Annotated in this window: 22 protein-coding genes and 1 riboswitch; of the genes, 8 read left to right on the plus strand and 14 right to left on the minus strand. The window is 67.0% G+C overall.

All coding sequences use genetic code 11. The annotated features are described in order from the left end of the window. Positions 1–266: 266 nt before the first annotated feature. From HNO88_RS11180 to HNO88_RS11205, 6 genes are all read right to left on the minus strand, one after another. A complete protein-coding gene (locus HNO88_RS11180) occupies positions 267–1490 on the minus strand; it encodes an acyltransferase family protein (RefSeq protein WP_246381609.1) in 1224 nt (407 codons plus the stop codon). Between the two features lie 145 nt (positions 1491–1635). Then, positions 1636–2910, minus strand: a complete 1275-nt coding sequence (locus HNO88_RS11185) for an MFS transporter (RefSeq protein ID WP_184245133.1) — start codon at positions 2908–2910, stop codon at positions 1636–1638. Positions 2911–3257: 347 nt separating this feature from the next. Further along, entirely contained in the window at positions 3258–3701 is a 444-nt protein-coding gene (locus tag HNO88_RS11190; RefSeq protein WP_184245135.1) for a hypothetical protein, read from the minus strand. A 25-nt stretch (positions 3702–3726) separates the two neighbouring features. Then, the gene (locus tag HNO88_RS11195; protein WP_184245137.1) at positions 3727–4059 is read right to left on the minus strand and encodes a hypothetical protein; all 333 of its coding nucleotides are present in this window, start codon (positions 4057–4059) and stop codon (positions 3727–3729) included. A gap of 60 nt (positions 4060–4119) precedes the next feature. Then, complete coding sequence (locus HNO88_RS11200) at positions 4120–4569, minus strand: hypothetical protein (protein WP_184245139.1); 450 nt, start codon at positions 4567–4569, stop codon at positions 4120–4122. Positions 4570–4797: 228 nt separating this feature from the next. Next, positions 4798–5604 carry an SDR family NAD(P)-dependent oxidoreductase gene (locus HNO88_RS11205; RefSeq protein ID WP_184245141.1) on the minus strand — a complete coding sequence of 269 codons (807 nt, stop codon included), beginning with the start codon at positions 5602–5604 and terminating at the stop codon, positions 4798–4800. Between the two features lie 163 nt (positions 5605–5767). Between HNO88_RS11205 and HNO88_RS11210 the strand changes: the two genes are divergently transcribed. Both HNO88_RS11210 and HNO88_RS11215 read left to right on the plus strand, forming a co-directional pair. Then, positions 5768–7063, plus strand: coding sequence for a CaiB/BaiF CoA transferase family protein (locus HNO88_RS11210; RefSeq protein WP_246381612.1), 1296 nt, complete (start codon positions 5768–5770; stop codon positions 7061–7063). Positions 7064–7281: 218 nt separating this feature from the next. Then, entirely contained in the window at positions 7282–8070 is a 789-nt protein-coding gene (locus tag HNO88_RS11215; RefSeq protein ID WP_184245143.1) for a LysR family transcriptional regulator, read from the plus strand. 153 nt (positions 8071–8223) lie between these two features. Here HNO88_RS11215 and HNO88_RS11220 read toward each other — a convergent pair whose 3' ends face one another. Then, a complete protein-coding gene (locus tag HNO88_RS11220; RefSeq protein WP_184245145.1) occupies positions 8224–9678 on the minus strand; it encodes an aromatic ring-hydroxylating oxygenase subunit alpha in 1455 nt (484 codons plus the stop codon). 222 nt (positions 9679–9900) lie between these two features. On the opposite strand from HNO88_RS11220, the gene HNO88_RS11225 reads away from it, so the two are divergent. Continuing rightward, entirely contained in the window at positions 9901–10881 is a 981-nt protein-coding gene (locus tag HNO88_RS11225) for an NAD(P)H-dependent flavin oxidoreductase (protein ID WP_184245147.1), read from the plus strand. Between the two features lie 132 nt (positions 10882–11013). Further along, positions 11014–11796: an enoyl-CoA hydratase-related protein gene (locus HNO88_RS11230; RefSeq protein WP_184245149.1), complete on the plus strand. Its 783-nt coding sequence runs from the start codon at positions 11014–11016 to the stop codon at positions 11794–11796. A gap of 185 nt (positions 11797–11981) precedes the next feature. Here the strand turns inward: HNO88_RS11230 and HNO88_RS11235 are convergent, their stop codons facing one another. From HNO88_RS11235 to sdhC, 4 genes are read right to left on the minus strand one after another with little or no spacing between them, the layout of a single operon-like run. After that, on the minus strand, positions 11982–12452 hold the full coding sequence (locus HNO88_RS11235; protein ID WP_184245151.1) for a hypothetical protein: 471 nt from the start codon (positions 12450–12452) through the stop codon (positions 11982–11984). Beyond that, entirely contained in the window at positions 12452–14275 is a 1824-nt protein-coding gene (gene sdhA / locus HNO88_RS11240; protein WP_184245153.1) for a succinate dehydrogenase flavoprotein subunit, read from the minus strand. The genes HNO88_RS11235 and sdhA overlap by 1 nt, the downstream gene beginning before the upstream one ends. 1 nt (position 14276) lies before the next feature. After that, a complete protein-coding gene (gene sdhD / locus HNO88_RS11245) occupies positions 14277–14660 on the minus strand; it encodes a succinate dehydrogenase, hydrophobic membrane anchor protein (protein ID WP_184245155.1) in 384 nt (127 codons plus the stop codon). Positions 14661–14673: 13 nt separating this feature from the next. Next, on the minus strand, positions 14674–15069 hold the full coding sequence (sdhC, locus tag HNO88_RS11250; protein WP_184245157.1) for a succinate dehydrogenase, cytochrome b556 subunit: 396 nt from the start codon (positions 15067–15069) through the stop codon (positions 14674–14676). 221 nt (positions 15070–15290) lie between these two features. On the opposite strand from sdhC, the gene HNO88_RS11255 reads away from it, so the two are divergent. Both HNO88_RS11255 and HNO88_RS11260 read left to right on the plus strand, forming a co-directional pair. Further along, a complete protein-coding gene (locus HNO88_RS11255; protein WP_184245478.1) occupies positions 15291–16184 on the plus strand; it encodes a 50S ribosomal protein L11 methyltransferase in 894 nt (297 codons plus the stop codon). Next, positions 16157–16918, plus strand: coding sequence for a DUF2459 domain-containing protein (locus HNO88_RS11260; protein ID WP_312857059.1), 762 nt, complete (start codon positions 16157–16159; stop codon positions 16916–16918). Before HNO88_RS11255 ends, HNO88_RS11260 begins: the two co-directional genes overlap by 28 nt. On the opposite strand, the gene HNO88_RS11265 is transcribed toward HNO88_RS11260, so the two are convergent. Continuing rightward, positions 16887–17216, minus strand: a complete 330-nt coding sequence (locus HNO88_RS11265) for a PilZ domain-containing protein (RefSeq protein ID WP_221419977.1) — start codon at positions 17214–17216, stop codon at positions 16887–16889. The genes HNO88_RS11260 and HNO88_RS11265 overlap by 32 nt on opposite strands. Before the next feature lie 222 nt (positions 17217–17438). On the opposite strand from HNO88_RS11265, the gene sciP reads away from it, so the two are divergent. Both sciP and HNO88_RS11275 read left to right on the plus strand, forming a co-directional pair. Further along, positions 17439–17741, plus strand: a complete 303-nt coding sequence (sciP, locus tag HNO88_RS11270; protein WP_184245161.1) for a CtrA inhibitor SciP — start codon at positions 17439–17441, stop codon at positions 17739–17741. A gap of 143 nt (positions 17742–17884) precedes the next feature. After that, positions 17885–18085, plus strand: a riboswitch (yybP-ykoY riboswitch). A 16-nt stretch (positions 18086–18101) separates the two neighbouring features. Beyond that, positions 18102–18671 (plus strand): TMEM165/GDT1 family protein, encoded by a 570-nt coding sequence (locus HNO88_RS11275; RefSeq protein ID WP_184245163.1) that lies wholly within the window; start codon positions 18102–18104, stop codon positions 18669–18671. Positions 18672–18908: 237 nt separating this feature from the next. Here the strand turns inward: HNO88_RS11275 and ligA are convergent, their stop codons facing one another. Both ligA and recN read right to left on the minus strand, forming a co-directional pair. Further along, positions 18909–21035, minus strand: coding sequence for an NAD-dependent DNA ligase LigA (gene ligA / locus HNO88_RS11280; protein ID WP_184245165.1), 2127 nt, complete (start codon positions 21033–21035; stop codon positions 18909–18911). Next, a complete protein-coding gene (recN, locus tag HNO88_RS11285; RefSeq protein WP_184245482.1) occupies positions 21035–22699 on the minus strand; it encodes a DNA repair protein RecN in 1665 nt (554 codons plus the stop codon). The genes ligA and recN overlap by 1 nt, the downstream gene beginning before the upstream one ends. Positions 22700–22851: the final 152 nt, after the last annotated feature.

The raw sequence follows: 22851 nt of genomic DNA on the forward strand, positions 1-22851 counted from the left end.
CCACCCGCTACGACAAGCGAGATGATAACTTCCTCGCGTCAGTCCAACTTGCATCCATACGGATTTGGCTGCGACATAATGAGTCGGTGGCCTAGAGCGCCTTCACCATGAGTGCAGACGCTCTAGTTTTTTTGATGCCGCATTTTCCGAGTCACTGACGTGAACGGTCAACTTGAAAATGCTCTAGCCGGAAACGTCGCGTTCTGACGAGAATCCCCTCCGTCACGCGCTACGCGCGCGCCACCTCCCCGGCTCGGGGAGGACAGCTAACCCGGAGCGCCCTCGGCGTCCTCTCCCGGAGGCGTCTCGATCGGCGCTTGCGGCCGCCTGGCCGTGCGCTTCAGGCCGATCAGCGGGCGCAGCGGGCCGATCGCGCGTCCTGCGAAGTAGAACGCCAGCGACCCTGCCGCAGTGCCGAGCACCAAGGCCGCGAACTCGACGAGAGGTGACGGACGCAGCGCTCGCAGCCAATAGCCGATGAGCAGGATCAGGCTCTGGTGGACGATGTAGAAAGGGAACACCGCTTCGGCCAATGTCGTGCGCCATCTGCCCTCGCGGTTCCAGAAGCGGTCGGCTATGCCGAACAGGGCGATGATCGCGCCCCATGACTGCGTCGCACGCGCGATGCGGAACGGGTCCTGCCATTGGTCGGGGATGGGCGTGTCCCCCGGATAGCTCCACTCGTACGCCGAGACGCCCAGGTAGCCGAGCACGGCCAACACGGCCGCCAGCTTCCATTGCCGGGCAATCGCCAGCCGCACCCCTTCCGACTTGCGGAGCAGCACGCCGAACAGGAACATCGGCAGGTAGGCCGCATGGGCGTGCAGATCGTTGACGAAGTCATGGTTGTCAGTCCAGCCACCCGGCAAGCGGCGCGCCAGATAGATCCAGCCGATCCCAAGTGGCAGCAGCCACCAGCCCTCCAGCGCTCGCTCGACCGTGTCGTGCAGCCAGGTTCGCGCCCTCGCCGGCAGCAGCCTCAGCAAGCCGAGCACCAGCGTGTAGGCCAACAGGTAGACCACGAACCACAAGTGCATCCAGCTGGGCACGACGATGCCGTCGAGGTTGCGGAAGGTGAAGTAGTCGTGCGCGAGGAACCACAGGTACGAATGGTCGTAGCCCTTGGCCATCGTCAGCCAGACCCACGGCTGCGGCGGCACGATCACCGCCATGCCGAACAGCAGCGGGATGCCGAGCCGGGCCAATCGGCCCCGCAGGAACCTGGCCGTCCCCCCCGCCCGCGCGAACACCGCCGCGCTGGCATAGCCCGAAATCGCAAACAGCAGCGACAGGCGCCAGGCGTTCAGCGCGAGGAGCGGATAGGCCACCCACTCGAACGTCCGCAGCGCCTTCAGCTCGTACGGCCATTTCGAGAAGACGAGCCCGACATGGTACAGGATCAACAGCGCAAAGGCGCCGATGCGCAGCCAGTCCATCCCGTAGTGCCGTGACGACATCGGGCCTGCAGGCGTCGCGTAGTGAGCTGACATCGCGCTCCGATCCCGGGCCGGTTCAATCGTGGGCCGCCCAAATCCTGAAGCGGCGCTGCTAGCAGCGCGCGCCCGCTGCTGGAATAGCGTTTCCGATCAGCCGTGCCGAAGCCGCCGCGCCTTCGTTCCGGAGCCGGTCACTGGCTCAGCCAGCGCCGGGGCTGCCCGCCTCGCCGCTCCAGCTTGGGTATGCGCGGAGCCCGAACAACAGCAGCGAGCTCAGCAACGTGATCCCGAACCCGCCCCAGAGCAGCACCTCGTAGCTTCCCCAGGTGTCGTGGATCCATCCGCCGAGGACTGGGCCGAGGCCCGAGCCCGCAGCGATCAGGCTGGCCATGGCGCCGAAGATCGTTCCGAACTTGCGCATGCCGGTATACGCGGCGGTCAGGTAGCCGACGAGCTGGAGCTTGGTGCCGCCCGCATAGCCGTTGATCATCATGGCGAGGACGATCACCGCCGTCGGCGCGCCGGGCCAGAGCAGCAGGACATACGTCATCGATGTCGCCGCGATCGTGATCCCGCCAACCCAGCGCGCCGGATAGCGGTCCAGCAGCACGCCGGTGACCAGCTTGCCCAAGATCCCGACCAGCCCCGCCAGCCCTGCGTAAAACGCAGCCGTGGTGCGACCGACGCCGACTTCCTCGAGAATGGGTATCTGGTGGACGATCAATGCGACCGTCGCGGTCATGATCACGAAGGTCGAGATCGCGATGCGCCACAAGTCCGGATTTCGCCAGGCTTCCGACACACTCAGCCCGGGCACATCGAGCAGCGACGCGCTCGCACTGCAGGCGGGTTCGGCCATGCGCTTGCGCCGGCTGATGTCGTAGCCATCGCGCAGCCAGACGACGCTTAGCAGCACCGCCAGGGCGCCCCAGCCGAGCCCCAGCCACACGTAAGCACCGCGCCAGCCGAACGCGTCGATCAGGTAGTTGGTCAGGGGCGGCACAATTCCCTGCGCAAGCGCCGAGCCGGACAGCACGACTCCCAGCGCCAGCCCGCGACCGGCATCGAAGGTGCTGTTGACCGCCGCCGTCCACACGGTCGACTTGGTGGCGAGCGCCGCCAGCGCGTAAAGCGTCCAGATCGCGAACCACTGGATGCGCGAACCGGTGAGCAGGCTGAGCGAGGCGATCACTCCGGCCATCAGGATCAAGCCGGGGATCGCCATGCGCCGCGTCCCCCACTTGTCGATGAACACGCCGAACAGCGGCGAGCCGAGGAAGGTCAACACGGCCGTAATCGACACGCCGGACGACACCAGCGTACGGCTCCAGCCGAACTCGCGGCTGAGCGGCTCGATGAACAGGCCGGTGGAGGCAGTGATCACGGCGGTGAAGGAAAAGCCGATCGACGCCGCCGCCATCATGCGCCAGTGCTCGCCGAATTCGCGCCGCGCACCCTGGTTCCCGACCGCCAAACCCTGCTCCTCGCACCTTGCGCTCTATGCGGCGCCGGCAGGGCTTATCCGGATTTTGGGCGACTGCCAAATATTGGAGCCGTGGTCAGACCCGCTCGCGTGCCCCTCCCAGCGCATCACTCCCTGACGCCATCCCCTCCCTTCGTCATTCCCGGGAAAGCGGGAATCCATCTCCAACGCTCGCTGCTTCCGCAGGTATGATGGGACCATCAAATCCTTCGCATTCGGCATGCTGCCAACTGGCATCGAGCTAATCGCATCTTACGCAGACGGATGCCTGCCTCAGCGGGAACGACGAGGAACAGGAACGGCCCGGCCATCCGCGGCGCGGACGACCGGGCTGTTCTTCACGGTTGCGTCGCGCCAGCCTTTTCCTTGGGCGTCGTGACCTCGTGCTCCCTGGAGATCACCGGCTTCTCGCCCCGCTCCTTGTAGATCGACATCGAGTGCGACGTATCCGCGCCGTTCTTGCTGGCGCGGCTGCGAGACATGGCGCGGGCGCGTTCATCTTCGTCGCGCGCGGTCGCGGTGGTCCGCTGGCTCGCGGTGTTCTGGTTGAAGGTGGCGCTGCCCTCGGTCGTCGCGGTGCCGCCGTTCGCGGCGCGCGCATCGCCGGTTCCCGAAACGCCGACGCTGTCGGGCGTGCCCGTGGCGCTGCCGCTCGTCGAGGCGGATACGTCGCCGGTGGTCGGAGTGGACGCGGAAGTGCCGGTAGTCGGCGCTTGCTGCGCCTGTGCCGCCGCGCAAATGCCGAGCGCGAGAGCGGAAGCGGTAAGGATGAGCTTGTTCATGGCGATGTCTCCCATCGATGTTTTGTTATGGACCGGCGGGCGAGCGCCGCTCGTCGATCAAGATCGTGCAGCCACTCTCGTCGCGGTTGACAGTGATCGAGCGCTGTCCGTCCGAGGACGATGCGCTGCTGGACCGTGTGCTGCCGCTTCCCCGTGCCGAGACGGAGCTATGCGAGTTGACGCTGACATTGCCGGCGCCAGTTCTGCGCACGCTGCTCGCGTGCGTGGAGCCGTCATCCTTGACCCACGCCTCCTGCCGCGTTCCATCGGCAAGATAGTGAATGCGATGACACTGCCCGGCCGGCGCCGGACCGTTCGCGGACGCTGCAGTTGCAAGCATGAGCAGGAAGGCCGGCATGACTGTTCTCCGCGAAAGCTCGGGGGCGGGCAGACCCGCCCCCTGCTCTTCGCCCCTCGTTCAGCGAGGCGTGGTCGTGCCGGTCGGCGCAGTGGGCGCGGTCGGGGTGGTCGAGTTCGCGGTCGCGTCTCCGTAGACTTCACCGGTAGAGCCGTTGCGATCGGTCGAGCCATACGCGTCGACGGTGGTCGAGGTGGACTGGTCGCCCGTTCCGGTCGCGGTGCCGCCGGCGGTCACGCCGCCTGTCGCGCGGTTGCGATCGGTGTAGACCGTGCCCGAGCCATGCGTGCTTGCAGAGTTCGTCGCGTCGGAGTTGGTGCCGCGCTGGCGGTCTGCATGGTTGCGGTGCTTGCCGCGGGTCTGCGCACCGGCAGAAGCGCCGCCTGCGGCCGACCCTGCGGGCGTGGACGCACTTGCCCCACCGCTTGCCGTGCCAGTCGTATCCTGCGCCATTGCAGGAACTGCCGCGAGACCAAGAGTCGCAGCCGAAACAATCAGAAGCTTACGCATGGGTACTCTCCAAAATACGCCGCCTTATGCTGGCGATGAGAGCCGCCTTCGTTGGCGGCTGCGGAGAGTAAGCGTATGGCCGAGCACTAAGTTCATGCGCTCGTCGACCGCCAATACCGTCTCGACCCCGTCTTTCACTCGGCTGAACGGAAGTGCCGACAAGTGTTCAGCGATTTCGCGATTGCAGATCGGCAGGGGTGTGTCTTCGGCCGACACACCCCGCCTATATCAACCCTCGTCAGGCTCGACCCATTTGGTGCGCGTCACGCGGGGCGAGAGATACTTCGTCGCGGTCCACCCGCCGTCCACCACGATCGACTGCCCGTTGATCATCTCGCTGCCGGGTAGGCACAGGAATGCGATCACGCTGGCGATATCGTCAGGCTGCGCCAGCCGCGGATATGGCGTCGTCTCTACATTGGCGCGCTTGAAGCCCTCGTCCTCGAAGCGATGCGCGACCATGTCGGTCATGGTGACCCCCGGGGCGACGCAGTTCGAACGAATGCCACGCGGGCCGTACTCGCACGCCATGTGCTCGGTCAGCGACTTCAAGCCGCCCTTGGCCGCCGAGTAGGCGCCGCCGCGACGACCGCCGATGTGCGCGAAGGTGCTGGTGACGTTCACCACGCTGGCGCCGGCGCCCAGGTGCGGGATGACATCGCGGCAGAGCCGGAACGGCGCCACCAGCATGATGTCCAGGAAATCGTCCAGCGTCGCGTCGTCGGTTTCGTCGAGCGGCTTGGGGCTGCCGACGCCGGCATTATTCACCAGCGCATCGATGCGGCCGAAGCGCTCGATCGCCTGGCGTACGATCTCGCCCGGCGCTCCAGGATCGGTCAGGTCGGCGCTGATCGCCAGGACGTGGTCCGCATGGCCGATCTCGGCCTCGAGCGTCGCCAGCTTGTCCTTGCTGCGTCCAACGCCGACAATCGACCAGCCCTCGGCATGGAGCAGCTTGGCGGTGGCGAGCCCGATGCCGCTGCCCGCGCCGGTGATGATGGCGACCTTGCGGCCGTCTGCGTGCGTGTCGGTCATGCGTCTCTCCTGATCCTTGTCGAGCGGCGTGATAACGGCAGCGGGGTGCAGCGTCGAGACGGCAGTGAACAACAGCGTTGGGTAGCAGCCCTCTTCACCCGCGCCTCTGCTGCGATTAGGGAGTAGGCGAATCCGAACACAGGAATGGCGGCGGGGATCGATGATGGACGGCAGCGCAGGCTCGGCAACGACAGGATCGAAGATCGCGGAACCGACGGGTGCGGAGCCGAAAGGCGCTCTGGCCGGCATCCGCGTCATCGATATGAGCCGCGTGTTCGCAGCGCCCGTCGGCGCGCAGATCCTGGGCGATCTTGGCGCAGACGTCATCAAGATCGAGCGCCCGGGCGTGGGCGACGACGGGCGCGGCTACGGCTTCAGCTGGGTGCCCGGCAAGGACGGGATCGAGACGCGCCACTCGAGCTTCTTCACCGTCTCCAACCGCAACAAGCGATCGCTGACGCTCAACCACTCCAAGCCCGAGGGGCAGGAGGTGATCCGCAGGCTGGTCGAGACGGCGGACGTCCTGATCGAGAACTACAAGGTCGGCGACCTGAAGCGGTTCGGCCTCGACTACGAGAGCCTCAAGGCGATCAACCCGCGCCTGATCTATTGTTCGGTGACCGGCTATGGCCAGAGCGGACCGATGGCGGCGCTGCCCGGCTACGACGGCCTGTTCCAGGCGATCGGCGGCATGATGGCGGTGACCGGCATCCCCGAAGGCCAACCCGGCGCCGGACCGCTCAAGACCGGGCCCAGCCTCGTCGACTTCGTCACCGGCCACAACACCGCCCTCGCGATCATGGGCGCGCTGATGTACCGCGAGCGCACCGGTGAGGGGCAGTTCATCGACATCGCCCTGCTGGACAGCTCGGTGGCGATGGTCAGCCACATCATGCAGGACTACCTGATCAGCGGCACCGCGCCCCCGCGCCTGGGCAACGGGGGCAACGGCGGCGGTCCGGCCGACCTCATCTACTGCAGCGACGGGATCATCTACCTGACCGCCGGCACCGACGAGCACTATCGGCGCTTGACCGTGCTGATGGAACAGCCCGAGCTCAACACCGATCCGCGCTTCGACAGCAACTTCAAGCGCGGCAAGACCAACCGGGCCGAGCTGATGGACATCATCAACACCTGGAGCCGCCAGTTCACCGCCGACGAGGTTCAGGCAAAGCTCGATGGCGCGGGCATCCCGGCCGCGCGCTACAACGAGCTGGCCGACGTGTGGAACGACCCGCAGGTCCAGCACCGCAACTTGCGCGCGACGACCCCGCACGCCTTTGCCGAAAGCGGGACGGTGGACCTGATCCAGAGCCCGCTCGCCCAGATGTCCGCCAGCCCGGCGACGATCCGCATGGCGCCACCGATGCTGGGCGAGCACAACGACGAAGTGCTGCGTGAGCTGGGCTACGACGACGCCGCGATTGCCGCGTTGAAGGACGCCAAGGTGGTGTGAGCCCTTCCACCTTCCCCCGGGTCGGGGAAGGATAAGCAGGCTTGCGAGCCTGCTCGCTAGCCGGAGTTGGATGGGGGTGCAGGCGCCTGCCGGCCAGCTCCGGAAACCGCCATCCAAGCTACGCTAGCGCCTGACGGCGCATGCTGGGCTATCCTTCCCCCGGCCCGGGGGAAGGGGAACTTGCCGGGCAAGTCGGACGCCATTAGGACAGCGCGACCATGAAGCGCACCCACCTGCCCCTGAACGCCCTGCGCGTGTTCGATGCCGCAGCGCGCCACCTCTCGTTCACGCGCGCCGCGGACGAGCTTGCCGTCACCCCCGCGGCGGTCGGCCAGCAGATCCGCGCGCTGGAAGACGTACTGGGCGTGGTACTGTTCCGCCGCACCAGCAAGGGCCTTGAACTGACGGAAGAAGCCGGCGCCGGCCTGGAAGCGCTGCGCTCTGGCTTCCTGCATTTCGAGGGCGCGGTCCAGGCGATGCAGGCCGGCCAGTCCAGCCACGTCTACACCATCGCCGCCCCGCGCGAGTTCTTCGCCGCCTGGCTGGCGCCCCGGCTCGCGGCTTTCCGCAAGGACAATCCACAGGTGCGCTTCATCATCGTCGACGGCGAGATGACCGACTTCACCGAGGCGAACCTCGACCTTGCCGTGCGCTGGACCGAGGGACCAGGCGACCTGGAAGGCGTGGCGCTGGGTGCGGCGGAGCAAGTCGTGGTGGGCACCGGCGACTGGATCGGCTGGCCGGGCGACATCAACCCTGGTGATGACACCGAAGCCCCGGCTATCGTCGTAGGCGATGCCGGACAGGCCATGTCCGCCGCGATCTCCGGACTAGGCCGCGCGCGCGTTCCGCTGTTGCTGGCGCAGGAGATGCAGCAGACCGGCCGCATCGGTGCGCTCGATGCACCCGAACCGGCCCGTCGCGGCTACTGGCTGGTCGCTCCTGCCCCGCAATGGCGGCAGAAGAAAGTGCGCGCACTCGTCGCGGCGCTGACCGGCGAAGGCTGACAGCTTGCACCACGTCGTCCCGGGCTTGACTCGGGACCGGTCACGCAAGTGACGAGCCTTTCGTCGGGGCAGAAGGAAAACGAGCTCGCAAGATGGGCAACCGGTCCCGGGTCAAGCCCGGGACCGGTTGCCGTCAGCTAGGTACGGTTCGGCTCAGAACCCAAGATCCTCAATCTTGCCATCGAAGTTGCCGCCCAGCAGGTTGTTCGCCTTGGCCAGGTTCTCTTGCGGCACGCCGGCCAGATAGCCGTCGATGATCCGCTGGTAGTTGCTGATCAGGCCTTCGACATTCTTCGACAGGCGCATGAACTCGAAGCCCTTGGCATGCACGCCCTTCTGCTGGAGGGGAATGTTGGCATAGTCCTGCCGCGGGATCGGCGGGAAATCCTGGCTGTCGAACGGCAGCACGATCGGCTCCATGACCGGATCGGGCTCCTGGCCTTCGGGGAAGAAGGTGAGCGACCATAGCTCGAAGAAGCAGCTCTCCGGCCCGAGCGGCCGGATGCGATAGGCCGACATCGAGCTGAAGTACGGCAGCAGGAAGTAGTGCGGGAACAGGAACTCGACCGCATGGATCGGATCGGTCTGCGCCACGGTGCAAAGATCGGGGATCGGCTCGCCCTTGGCCTTCAGCCGCTCGGTGACCTGGTGCATCACCGTGCCCAGCCACATCATGATCGCCATGTTCTTGTCTTCGGGCAGCCCCTCGGTCGCATTCCGAAGCGTCTTGGCAATCTCCACCTCCTTGGGGTGGAGCATGCCGGCCATGCCTTCGCTCAACAGTTCCATCGACCGGATCTGCATGTCGATGTTTTCCTGCACCGTCAGGTTCGGGTCGGCCAGCATAGGTCCGCCGGCCGAGGCCGTCACGCCCTCGGGACGCGCGACCTTGTACATCGTATCGTACATCATCGGCGTGGCGTGTTGCAGCTGCGGATGCGTCTGCATCACGTGGTAGCCTTCCATGAAGGCCTCCATCGCGATCTTCCAGTTGGCCGGCAGCACCGTGCCGTAGCACCATTCGGCCTTGAGATGCTGGACGTTGTGCGCTTCCAGCCGATCGGCGACCGGACCCAGGCTCTCCTTGACGGACGGCGCATCATCGTCGTGATTGATCCACACGCAGCCGCCCCAGACTTCGGCGCGGCACGGGATCAGGTTGATGTCGTCTGCGTCGAGCTGGCGATCGGAGAACAAATGTTTGCCGTAGACCAGCGTGTTCTCGCCATCCATGTTCCAGCGCCAGCCGTGGAACGGGCAGACGAAGCCGCTCTTGGCGCAGTTGCCATGGGCGACCGCGTGCGAGGCGCCGATGGTGGTGCCCCCGGCGATCGGCACGCCGCGGTGGCGGCATGCGTTGTGGAACGCCTTGACGCCGGAAGTCGTCTTGACGACGATGACCGACTTGCCGACGTTCTCGTACTCGATCCAGTCGCCGATATCCTGCAGCTGCTCCTCGCGGCAGGCCATCTGCCACACGTGCGGCCACAGATGCTCGACCTCCGCATCGTAGAACGCCTGGTCGTAATAGCGGGGCGCCGGGATCCGCTCGGGATCCTCGATCGGAAAGGGCACGGACCGCAGCCCGCCTTCAGGTGATTTGAGCACTCCCGGACCTCATCGTTTGCGAGTCATGTTTTGCTGGACGACTGTATAGCACGAGTGCCGCGAAACAACGTGTCTTCGCATGGATCATCGCCCCCGCGCTCGCTTCCGACCCGCAGGCATGCCCGGGGGCGCACCGACCGAGTTCGGGCTTGCAGCAGGGCCATGCTGCGGACAAAGGCTGCCGGACGGCGCGTAACCGTGGCGAGGGAGGCAAGAAGCACAATGGCGTTCAAGACCCGCATCACCGAGCTGCTCGAGATCGAGCATCCGATCGTCCAGGGCGGCATGCAGGGCGTCGGCTATGCCGAACTGGCCAGCGCGGTGTCGAATGCCGGTGGCCTCGGCACGCTGACCGCCCTCACACAGCCCAGCCCCGAGGCGCTGCGCGAGGAGATCGAGCGCTGCCGGTCGATGACCGACAGGCCGTTCGCGGTGAACATCACCGTGCTGCCCACGATCCTGCCGCCCGACTACGCCGGCTATGCCCGCGCGGCGATCGACGCCGGCGTGAAGGTGATCGAAACCGCCGGAACGCAGCAGGTCCGCGAGATCTGGGAGATGGCGAAGCCGCACGGGATCAAGATCCTGCACAAGTGCACCGCGGTGCGCCATGCACTCTCGGCCGAGCGCGGGGGATGCGACGTGATCTCGATCGACGGCTTCGAATGTGCCGGGCACCCGGGTGAGGACGATATCCCCGGCCTGATCCTGATCCCCGCCGCCGCCGACAAGGTGAAGATCCCGCTCCTCGCCAGCGGCGGCATCGGCGACGCGCGCGGCTTCCTGGCCGCACTGGCGCTCGGCGCCGAGGGCGTGAACATGGGCACCCGTTTCTGCGCCACGCAGGAAGCGCCAATCCATCCCAACGTGAAGGCCAAGTACGTCGAGAACGACGAGCGCGGCACCAACCTCATCTTCCGCAAGTTCAAGAACACCGCGCGCGTCGGCAAGAACTCGGTCTCGGACAAGGTGGTCGAGATCTCGAACCGGCCGGATGCGACCTTCGAGGACATCCGCCCCTACGTCGCGGGTGCGGTGGGGCGCGAGCTGCTGCAGAGTGGCGATCTCGACAAGGGCATTTTCTGGGCCGGCATGGTCCAGGGCCTGATCCACGACATCCCCACGTGCCAGGAGCTGATCGACAGTATCATCGGCGGCGCCGAGGCAATCGCGCGCGAGCGCATTGGAGGAATGCTGGTCTAGAGGCAAGCAGCCCCATCTCCGTTCGTGTCGAGCGAAGTCGAGACACGCCAGCGCTGTTTGAGCGTGTCTCGACTTCGCTCGACACGAACGGAGCTAAGGTCATAGAGCCTTTTCGAGTAAACAGGAGCCGAAATGACCTACCAGCACATCCTGTTCACCATCGAGGACGGCGTCGCGCGGCTCTCGCTGAACGACCCCAAGACCATGAACGGCGTGACCGAAGCGATGGGGACCGAAATGGTCGACGCGCTCGACATCGCTGCGGCGCAAGCGCGCGCAGTGCTGATCACCGGTGAGGGCAAAGGCTTCTGCTCGGGCGCGAACCTCTCGGCCGCGCAGGACATGCTGGCCGATCCGCGCCGCGATATCGGCGGCCAGCTCGACCGCGTGTTCAACCCGGTGCAGTTGGCGATCAAGCGCATGGAGCAGCCGGTGATCACTGCCATTCGCGGCCCCGCTGCCGGCTATGGCGCAGGCCTGGCCGCAGCGGGCGACGTGGTGCTGATGAGCGACAACGCCTTCTTCTTCTGCGCCTTCGCCCATGTCGGGCTGGTGCCGGATGGGGGCGCGACCTGGCTGCTTGCCAAGGCGGTCGGCCGGGTGCGGGCGATGCGCATGATGCTGCTGGGAGAGAAGATCGACGCGCAGACCGCGCTCGATTGGGGCCTCGCGACCAATGTCGTGCCGGACGATCAGCTCGATGCCGAGGCGATGAAGCTGGCGCGGCAGCTCGCGAACGGGCCCAAGTCGCTCGGGCTAATCAAGCGCATGGCGTGGGATGCACTCGATTGCGATTACGAGACCGCATTGCAGGCCGAACGCCGCGGCCAGCGCGATGCGGGCCGGACGGAGGACTTCCTGGAGGGCGTCGCCGCGTTCGTCGAAAAGCGCAAGCCGAGCTTCAAGGGGCGGTAGTTCCCTACCTTCCCCCGGGTCGGGGGAAGGATACGAAGCCTTGGTCGCGCAGCGGCCTAGGCGAAGTTGGATGGGGGGCCATGGCTATCGTGCGCGCGAGAGGCCCTTACCCCCACCCCACTTCGGCTAGGCGGCAAGCCGCCAAGCCTGCGTAACCCTCCCCCGACCCGGGGGAGGGAGTAGCGCTACTCCCCGCAGTCCAGCGATAGTGCAGCAGTCTTCACCTGCATGCGGAACCGCGCATGGAAGGTCAGCTTGCCCGCACAGCCTACATCGCGCAGCCACAGCGCGTTGTGCAACGCGCCCTGATACGGCACCAGCAGGTTCGTGATCGTCCGCTTGGCCAGCGTCTTGCCGGCCTTGTCGGTCACCCAGATCTCGAGCGGATCGTCCACCGATTGCTCGTCGACACCGCTGCCGGTGAGCTTCACATCGACCAGCAAATCCGACGCCGCATCGTCGACCGGCCCTTCGCCGATCACCGTGTTCCAGCCGACGAACGGCTCCTTGCGCGCGAGGAGATCGTCCGACAGCTTGCCACTGGTCTGGTAGAACAGCCGAGCCTCGATCCCGCCGATGCGGACGGGCCTGGCAGGTGGCCCAGCCGCGCTGGCGGAGGCAAATAGCCCCAGCGCCAGCGCGGCGAGCACTCGCATCAGTATACGCGGGCCTTGGGCTTGATGTACTCGACGTCGTCGGTCAGCGTGTATTCGTGGACCGGACGGTAGTCGAGGCGGACTGCGCCGCCCTTGCCGCCCCAGCCATCGAACCAGGCGGCGGTGTGCTTCATCCAGTTGGCGTCGTCGCGGTTGGGGAAGTCCTCGTGCGCGTGGGCGCCGCGGCTTTCCTTGCGGTTGTGCGCGCCGTGCATGGTGACGGTCGCCTGGCTGATCAGGTTGTCGAGCTCCATGGTCTCGACCAGGTCCGAGTTCCAGATCAGGCCGCGATCGGAGACGTGGACGTCTTCCATGCGCTTGTAGGTGGCGGCGAGCTTGTCCTTGCCCTCGGCCATCAGCTCGTCGTTGCGGAACACCGCCGCGTGCTGCGACATGGTGCGCTGCATCTCGGCGCGGATCTGCGCCGTCGGCGAGCCGCCCTTGGCGTTGCGGAAGTGGTCGAGGCGGGTGAGCGCCAGGTCGGCCGAGTCCTTGGGCAGTTCCTCAAAGGCTTCGCCCGGCTTGATGTTGTCCTTGAGGTAGAGGCCGGTCGCGCGGCCGAACACCACGAGGTCGATCAGCGAGTTCGAGCCGAGGCGGTTGGCGCCGTGCACCGAGACGCATGCCGCCTCGCCCACCGCGAACAGGCCCTCGACCGGTGTCTCCGGGTTGCCGTCCGGACCGATCGTCATCACGCGGCCGTTAAAGTCGCACGGGATGCCGCCCATGTTGTAGTGCACGGTTGGCACGACGGGCAGCGGCTGGCGGGTCAGATCGACGCCGGCGAAGATCTTGCCGCTCTCGGTGATGCCCGGCAGACGCTCGGCCAGCACTTCGGGCGCGATATGATCGAGGTGGAGGAAGATGTGGTCCTTGTTCGGACCCACGCCGCGGCCTTCGCGGATTTCCAGCGCCATCGAGCGGCTGACGACGTCGCGGCTGGCGAGGTCCTTGGCCGAGGGAGCGTAGCGCTCCATGAAGCGCTCGCCTTCGGAGTTGGTCAGGTACCCGCCCTCGCCACGCGCACCCTCGGTGATGAGAACGCCCGCGCCGTAGATGCCGGTCGGGTGGAACTGCACGAACTCCATGTCCTGCAGCGGCAGGCCGGCGCGCAGCACCATGCCGCCGCCATCGCCGGTGCAGGTGTGGGCCGAAGTGGCGGTGAAATAGCAGCGGCCATAGCCACCGGTCGCCAGCACCACGGCCTTGGCGCGGAAGCGATGGATGGTGCCATCGTCCATGCACAGCGCGATCACGCCGACGCACTTGCCATTGTCCATGATCAGGTCGATGGCGAAGTATTCGATGAAGAAGTCCGCCGCGTACTTCAGGCTCTGCTGGTACAGCGCGTGGAGCATGGCGTGACCGGTACGGTCGGCTGCGGCGCACGTGCGCTGGACCGGCGGGCCCTCGCCCATGTTCTGCATGTGGCCGCCGAACGGGCGCTGGTAGATCGTACCGTCGGCATTGCGGCTGAAGGGCACGCCGGCGTGCTCCAGCTCGTAGACCGCGGCAGGCGCCTCGCGCACCATGTACTCGATCGCGTCCTGGTCGCCCAGCCAGTCCGACCCCTTGACGGTGTCGTACATGTGCCAGGTCCAGTGATCCGGCGTGTTGTTCTTGAGGCTGGCGGCGATGCCGCCCTGCGCCGCGACGGTGTGCGAGCGAGTGGGGAACACCTTGGTGATGCACGCGGTCTTCAGCCCGGCCTCGGCCGAGCCCATGGTGGCGCGCAGGCCCGAACCGCCGGCACCGACGACGACGGTGTCGTAGGTGTGGTCGATGATCTTGTAGGCGGGCTGGGTGGTGGAAGCAGTAGCCATCTTATGCGCCTCCCAGCGCAAGGCGGATGACGCAGAACAGGCCGAACGCGGCCGCTGCGAAGCAAACGAGGTTGAGGGCGATGAGCGAGGCGAACTTGTTGCCTTCCTCATGCACGTAGTCTTCGATCACCACGCGCAAGCCCTGCTGCGCATGCCAGACGTTGACGACGATGAAGAGCGCCAGCGCCGTGGCCGCGAGCGGCGAGGCCAGCCACTCACGCAAGGCGGCATAGCCGAAGTTCGGCAGCATCAGCAGCGAGGCGCCGAACCACAGTGTCAGCAGCAGGCTGCCCACCGAGGTGTAGCGGAATGACAGCCAGTGATGCGCGCCGTTGTGTGCCGAGCCCTTGCCGCGCACGCGGCCGATGGAAGTTCCGTTGCCCATGTCTTGTCCTTCCTCAGCGCAGCAGCAGCGCGGCCCAGAACACCGCGGTCAGGATCACGCCCAGCGCGGTGCAGATGGTGGCCCAGCGCTTGTTCGTGTCCAGCTCGTAGCCGGCGCCGGTATCGAGCACGAAGTGGCGGATGCCGGTAATGCCATGCGCGATCACCGAATAGCTGATGCCCAAGAGGATCAGGATGCCGAGCGGCGAATCCGCCAGGTCGACGAACTTCGCGTATGCCGCGGGTCCTGCGACGAGCGCGCCCAGCCACCAAAGCAACACGAAGATCCCCACGCTCGCGGCGATGCCGGTGGCGCGGTGGAGGATCGAGGACAGCATCCCCGGGCCCCAGCGCCAGATCTGCAGGTGCGGTGAGAGCGGACGGTTCCTGGTCCCGGCTTGCTGAGCCATGCTTGATCGAGTCCCCTGTGTCATGGGTGTCATGCCTTAGGGCTTCACCGGCCCTTATTGCCCCTCCCCTTAGCCGAATTGCTGCACTGCGCAAGGCTTGCGGACGCGGATTGCGGTCGGGTCCGGCCGCCACTCTGGCCAATGCCGATGGGCGGCCCTAAGGGGCAGGAAACGCACCCCGAAGACAACGATAAAGAAGACACGTGAGTCGCACCCACAAGATGACCCTGCTCGCAGGCCGGCATGCCGTCGAGGCGGCGTTGGTCGCGCACGAGGACCGCGCGGACTGGGATGCCGAGATCGTCCTGGCCGGCACCGAGATCGCGGAGAACCGTCCCGACGACTGGAAACTCGAGGCATGGCTGCCGCGCGAGCCCTCCGATGAGGACCGCGCCGCAGTACTCGGGCTGTTCGCCGGCACCAAACCCGAACTGACCATCGAGCAGCTCGAGGACGAGGACTGGGTCGCCGTCAGCCAGTCCGACCTGGAGCCGATCCGCGCCGGTCGCTTCGTGGTCCGCACGCCCGAACACCCGGCGCAAGAGGTGCCAGGGACAGTCGAGTTCGTGATCCCCGCCAGCCAGGCCTTCGGCACCGGCCATCACGAGACGACCGCCGGCTGCCTCGCCATGCTCGACGCGATGAAGCAGCGCGGCGTGGTTGTGCGCAACCATCTCGACGTCGGCACCGGCACCGGGCTGCTCGCGTTCGCGGCGATGGCGCTCTGGCCGCGCGCCAGTGCGACCGCGAGCGACATCGACGCGGTCTGCGCGGACGTGGTGGACGACAACGCGGCGGCCAACGGCATACCGCTTGGCGCCCGGCCGGGCGCGCTGGTGATGACGGTGGCGGACGGCCTCGACCATCCGCTGATCGCGGCGCGAGGGCCTTATGACCTGGTCATGGCCAACATCCTCGCCGGCCCGTTGGTCGAGCTTGCGCCGGACTTCGGCAAGGCCCTGGTGCCCGGCGGGAACCTGCTCCTCGCCGGTCTGCTGAGCACGCAGGAAGCCGCCGTGCGTGCCGCCTGCCGCCGCGCCGGACTGCGGCTTGCCGCGCGCATCGTCTCGGGCGACTGGTCGATCCTGTGGCTGCGACGCCGGCACAGCGCCTGATCCGGCGCGCCGCCCACTGGCTCGGCTGGGCGATCGCCGGGCTTGCGCTCGCGGTCGTGCTCTATCTGTTGGCGGCCTGGCTCGGCTCGTCGATCCCGCGCAACGGCGACTGGCGGGAGCCGACATCAGGTGGAGTGTTGATTGGCGTCGAAACCAACGGCGTGCACACCGCCCTCGTGCTGCCGCTGGTCACCCCCGCCAAGGATTGGCGGCGCGACTTCCCGCTATCGGACGTGGCACGGCCCGATCGGCCCTATACGCACGTCTCGATCAGTTGGGGCGAGCGCGCGGTGTTTCTCGATACGCCGACGTGGTGGGACTTGAAGCCAAGCACCGTGCTTCGCGTGCTCACTCGCGGTGGCGACGGGTTGGCGCACATCGCCTTCTATGCGCGCCCGGCCGCGTCGGAGGAGCTGCGCCCGATTCGCCTCTCCGCTAACCAGTATGCGCGGCTGGTCGCATCGATCGAGGCACAGTTGCCGCGTTCCCGACCGATGCGGCGCCACGCGGGCTATGGTGCGTCGGATGTGTTCTACGAAGTCGGCGGCCGGTACACGGCCGTTAACACTTGCAACCAGTGGACCGGCAATCGGCTGGCGGATGCTGGCGTGCGGATCGGTCGTTGGACCCCGCTCGCCAGCGGCGTGATGAAGTGGGCCGCGCGGCCTGCCCTACCCGACGCGCTGGTCGCCGATCGCGCCGTCAGCGGCACGGCTCGAGCACGATGGCCTTGACCTGCACCGAGTGACTGGCGAGCTCGGCCAGGCTGCCGGCGTCGAGCGGCTGGTCGAAGGCGAAGCCGATCCGGTCCTCCACGATCCACCGGACGACGCCGCTTACCGCCGGGTTCGAGCTCAGCAGGCACCTCAGTCGACATCCCGACTTGGGTGTCGGTCCCGTGGTGACGAACTGACAACCGTCTTCCGTGACATGGCGCGCTATGCCGTGGAGCGTGCCGGCCGCGTCTCCACGTGTCGCCGCCTCGCCGACGGGAGTCGGTCTTCGCGGGAAGTGGTGGGTGGCGACGGTCATCGATTGCGGTTCCTTGCTGCGGAAACCGGTAATTAGGACAGGTAAACGCATCGTTTACATCTTGGCGGCTTTCCACAGCAATCGCTGCCCGCAGAAATCAGCCGAAAACCGTAAAGACAGTAAACGTGCGTTAACTGTGTGAAACAAGCGCACGTTAACCTTTTCAGCCAATTCTATGCGGGATTTCCAGGGGGCTGGATCTGAGGCTGAAGAGGCATGACAATGCTGGATAGCGCAACCGACAAGCCCGTGTCCGTCATCGGGCCGCTGGGCGAAGAACTGAAGAAGGATGACCTGCCGCCGCCCGAGACTTCGCGCTGGGTGGTGCGACGTAAGGCGCAAGTCGTCGCGGCCGTGAACGGCGGCCTGCTCACCATGCGCGAGGCCTGCGAGCGCTATGGGCTGACGCTGGAGGAGCTGGCGTCCTGGCAGCGCGCGATCGATCGTGAAGGCATGCCGGGCCTGCGCGCGACGCGGGTGCAGCACTATCGCCAGCTGCACGAGCGCGAGAGCCGCAGGGCGTAAAGTCTGATCCTGCGAAGCTGGATCAGGCGCGAGCCGGTGCCGCATCCACGTTAGTGGATCTAACTCGAAAGTCCCCCCGGCGCGCGGCGTGGGTAGGCTGGCAAGGCTTGCCCGCGCCGCCGCAAAGGACTAAGCGCGCGAACATTCCCGTCATTGGGGAGTAGCCGACCGCTGGCGGCAGCGGGCCGCACGTCAACATACTTGGCCGAGAGGTCATGGCGTGCGAAGGGTGGCGCAAAGGTCGAGGGTTCGACCGGCGCCGTTCGGGCGAGACCAATGGCATGGTGCCTTCTGCCGGCCGGGCGGGAGGCGCGATGCCATTGTATTTGTCTCACGCCCGGCCTGGAAAAACGCCCTCCCATGGAAGCCCTCCTCACATCGACCCTGGTGGTCGCCCTCGCCGAGATCGGCGACAAGACGCAGCTCCTCGCCATCGTCCTCGCAGCGCGGTTCAAGCGGCCGATGCCGATCGTGCTGGGCATTCTTTGCGCCACCCTCGCCAACCACTTCCTCGCCGCCCTGGTGGGCGAGCAGGCCGCTTCGTTCCTGGACGGCCTGTGGTTCCGCTATGCGGTCGCCGCGTCGTTCATCGCCATGGCCTTGTGGACGCTGATCCCCGACAAGCTCGACGAGGACGCGGAGAAGCCCGCACGCTTCGGAGCCTTCCTGACCACGCTCGTCGCGTTCTTCCTGGTCGAGATGGGCGACAAGACGCAGATCGCTACCGTGGCGCTGGGCGCCCGCTTCCACAGCGTGCTGCCGGTCATGCTGGGTACGACGCTCGGCATGATGATCGCCAACGTGCCCGCGGTGTTCTTCGGCCACGAACTGATCCGCCGCGTGCCGCTGCACGTGGTGCGCTGGGTGGCGGCGGGGCTGTTCCTGCTGATCGGCGTGTGGCTGCTGGTGCAGACGCTGGGTTGGGTTTGAGGACACAACTTGTCCTCCCCGGCGCGGGGAGGGGGACCGCGCGAAGCGTGGTGGAGGGGAGTCTCGCCATCTCCGGACCTTGCCGGCAAGCATGCGTAAGGACCCGAGTCCCCACCACCCCTCGCTGCGCGAGCGGTCCCCCTCCCCGTGCCGGGGAGGACAAGGTGCTCTTAGACCCTCCCCTGCAAGGGGAGGATCTGCCTCCCCCTCCTGTTCAGAGGAAAAGGCCGACGCCAGTCACCCCGCCGCCGCGACGATCTGCGCCCACTCCGCCTCGTCGATCACGCGAATGCCGAGGTCCGCCGCCTTCTTCAGCTTCGATCCCGCGCCCGGTCCCGCCACCACGAGGTCGGTCTTGGGCGAAACGGTGCCGGCAGCCTTTGCCCCCAGCTTCTCGGCCTGAGACTTCGCCTCGTCGCGGCTCATCGTCTCGAGCTTGCCGGTGAACACCACGGTCATGCCGGCGACTTCGCTGTCCTTGGTCTCCACCACGTAATCGGGCGGAGACACCTCGCTCAGCAGGTCGTCCCAGACCTCTCGGTTGTGTTCCTCATGGAAGAACTCGCCCAGGGCCTCGACCACCACTGGCCCCACGCCTTCGATCGACAGCAGCTCGGTGCGTGCTTCGGCAGCCTGATCGGACGGCAGTTCGCCCGCGGCAACAAACGCCTTCTGCGCCGCATCCCGCAGCGCAGGCAAAGTGACGAAACGCTTGAGCAGGTCGCGCGCGGTGACGGCGCCGACGTGGCGGATACCAAGGCCGAACAGCAGCCGGGCGGCATCCGGCGAGCGCTTGTTTTCCACCGCTGCCAACAGGTTGTCCACAGACTTCTCCTTCCACCCCTCGCGACCGAGAAGCTTTGCCCGGTGCAGGCGCAGGCGGAAGATGTCGGCCGGGCTTTCCAGCCAGCCGAGTGCAAAGAATTCGTCGATTGTCTTCTCGCCCAGCCCCTCGATGTCGAGCGCGGCACGGCTGACGAAGTGCTTCAGCCGTTCGGTTCGCTGCGCCGGGCAGATCAGCCCGGCAGTGCAGCGCACGTCGACCTCGCCCTTCTCGGCCACCGCCTCGCATCCGCACTGCGGACAGTGGTCGGGGAAGGCGTATGCCGCCCGTTCCTGCTCACGGGTGAGATTGTCGACCACTTGCGGGATTACGTCGCCGGCGCGCTGAAGCACCACCCGGTCACCCGGGCGCACCCCCAGCCGCGCGATCTCGTCGCGGTTGTGCAAGGTGACGTTGGTGACGGTGACGCCGCCCACCAGCACTGGCTTAAGGCGGCCGACCGGCGTGAGCTTGCCGGTGCGGCCGACCTGGATGTCGATCGCCTCCAGCACGGTCTCGGCGCGCTCCGCCGGGAACTTGTGCGCCAGCCCCCAGCGCGGCGCCTTGGCAACGAAACCCAAGCGGCTTTGCCAGTCGAGCCGGTCGACCTTGTAGACGACGCCGTCGATCTCGTAGGGCAGCGTTGCGCGCGCGGCTCGGATCGCCTCATAGGCCGCGAGCATGTCCTCCAGCGACTGGCAAAGCCGAAAGTCGGGCGAGACCGGAAGGCCCCACTCCGTGATCTTGCCGATCACCTCGTGCTGCGTCTCACCCGGCACCGCGCTTGCCGCACCCCAACCGTGCGCCCAGAACCGCAAGGGGCGCTTCGCAGTGACGCTCGCGTCCTTCTGGCGTAGCGACCCGGCGGCGGCGTTGCGCGGATTGGCGAACTGGCGAACCTTGCTGTCGTCGAACGCCTCGCCCCTTGCCTCGGCTACGGCGCGAGCCTCGTCCATAAGCGTGGCGTTGAGCGCCAGGAACGCGGCCTTTTCCATGTAGACTTCGCCGCGCACCTCGAAGATCTCCGGCACCTCGCCGGTAAGCTGCTGCGGAATGTCGGCGATGTGCGCCACGTTGGGCGTCACGTCCTCACCCACCTGCCCGTCGCCGCGCGTCGCCGCGCGCACCAGCTTGCCGCTTTCGTAGCGCAAGGAGCAGGACAGGCCGTCGATCTTGTCTTCCGCGGTGACCGCCACCGGCGCGTCCTCGGGCAGCGCCAGGAAGCGACGGACGCGCGCCAGGAACTCGGCCACCTCGTCGGGCGAGAAGGCGTTGTCGAGGCTCATCATCCGCACCTCGTGCCGCACCTTGGACAGCGGCGAGGCGGCGACTTCGTGGCCGACCTTGCTGCTCGGGCTGTCGGCACGGATCAGGTGTGGGTAGGCGGCTTCCAGCTCGGCATTGCGGCGCACCAAGGCATCGTATTCGGCATCGCTGATCTCGGGCGCGTCCTCGGCATGATAGAGCCAGTTCGCCCGCGCGATCGCCTTAGCCAGGCGCATCAGTTCGTTGGCGGCTTGCGCCTCGTTCGCTTCGGCCATCAAGCCCGCTCCAGCAACCGATCCGCCTGCGCCCGTGCCTCGTCGGTGACTTCGGCGCCGGACAGCATGCGGGCGATCTCTTCCTTGCGCTGCGCCTCGCTCAGCAGCGTGACCGAGGTGCGGGTGACGGTGCCCTCGCTCGACTTGGCGATCATGTAGTGCCGGGTGCCGCGTGCGGCGACTTGCGGGCTGTGGGTGACCGCCAGCAATTGGCCAGCCGATGCGAGACGAGCCAGGCGTTCGCCGATGGCGCTGGCGACCGCGCCGCCGACGCCGCGGTCGATCTCGTCGAAGATCACCGTCGCCGCGCCGCCCTCCTCGGCCAATGCCACCTTGAGCGCCAGAATGAAGCGCGAGAGTTCGCCGCCGCTGGCGATCTTGGCGAGCGGGGCGAAGGGTGCGCCGGGGTTGGTGCTGATCAGGAACTCGACCTGGTCCATCCCGTGCGCGCCCCAGCGGTCTTCGGGCATTTCAACAACCGCGGTGCGGAACCGGGCGGCATCCAGCTTCAGTGGAGCGAGCTCGTTTGCGACCGCCTCGTCCAGGCGGACCGCGGCGGCGACTCGCGTGGCGTGCAGCGCCTCGGCCTGGTCGCGATAGGTCTGGCCGGCAGACGCGGCGGCGGCTTCGAGGCGCGCGAGTTCCTCGCTGCCGCCCTCGATCGCGTCGAGCGCCATCCGCATCTCGGCAAGCTTCGCCGGCAAGTCGTCCGCCTGGCAACCATGCTTGCGGGCGGCAGCGCGCAGCTCGAACAGGCGGGTCTCGATGCGGTCGAGTTCTGCGGGATCGAACGAGAGCGCCTCGGCGGCGGCGCGCACCTTTTCCTCCGCGTCATCGGCTTCGATCACCGCCCGGTCGAGCGCGGCGAGCGCCTCTTCCAGCAAGGGGTGCTCCGAGGCGATCCGGTCGAGCTTGCGTGCCGCCGTGCGCAGCGACGCGAGCGCCGAATCGGAGCCCTGGAACAGGCGATCGAGATCGGCCATGTCCTCGGCCAGCTTTTCGCCCTTCTGCATCGTCGCGCGGGCGAGCGCGAGTTCCTCTTCCTCCCCCGGCTCGGGCGCGAGTGCGGTCAGTTCTTCGACGTAGGCGACCAGCAAGTCGCGATCTTCGGCTGCCTGGGCCACGCGCGCCTGCGCCGCCTCCAGAATGTCGCGCGCCGTGCGCCACTCACGCCAGGCGGCAGCGACGCCCTCGCCCTCGCCGCCGGCGAAGCGGTCGAGCAGCTGGCGGTGCCCGCGCGCGTTGACGAGGCCGCGATCGTCGTGCTGGCCGTGGATCTCCACCAGCGTGGGTGCGAGTTCGCGCAGCAGCGCCACGCCGACGGGCTGGTCGTTGACGAAGGCCTTGCTGCCACCGTCTGCCCGCAGCTGACGCTTGAGGATCAGCGGCTCGCCGGGTTCGATCTCGATCTCGGCCTGGTCGAGCGACTGGCGCAGCGAGCCGGGCCAATGGGCGAACTCGAAGCTGGCGGTGACGCTGGCGCGTTCCTCTCCGCTGCGAACGAGGCCGCTGTCGGCGCGATTGCCGAGGACGAGGCCGAGCGCGTCGAGCAGGATCGACTTGCCCGCGCCGGTCTCGCCGGTGAGGACGCCGAGTCCGCCTGCGAATTCAAGGTCGAGCGCCTCGATCAGGACGATGTTGCGGATGGAAAGCCGGGTGAGCATGTTCGCTTCGCGTTCTAGCGCGATGCGCGCCATGCGTCACCCGGCTTGTCTCCGGCTCGCGGCAAGGGGATGCACGGCCGGAACACTCCTACTTAACGCCTCGACATAACATAAGATGCATGGTGTCGAGACCGCCAGTTCGCCCCCGGCAT

Origin of the sequence: Novosphingobium chloroacetimidivorans, assembly GCF_014204535.1 — a bacterium.
Lineage (GTDB): Bacteria > Pseudomonadota > Alphaproteobacteria > Sphingomonadales > Sphingomonadaceae > Novosphingobium > Novosphingobium chloroacetimidivorans.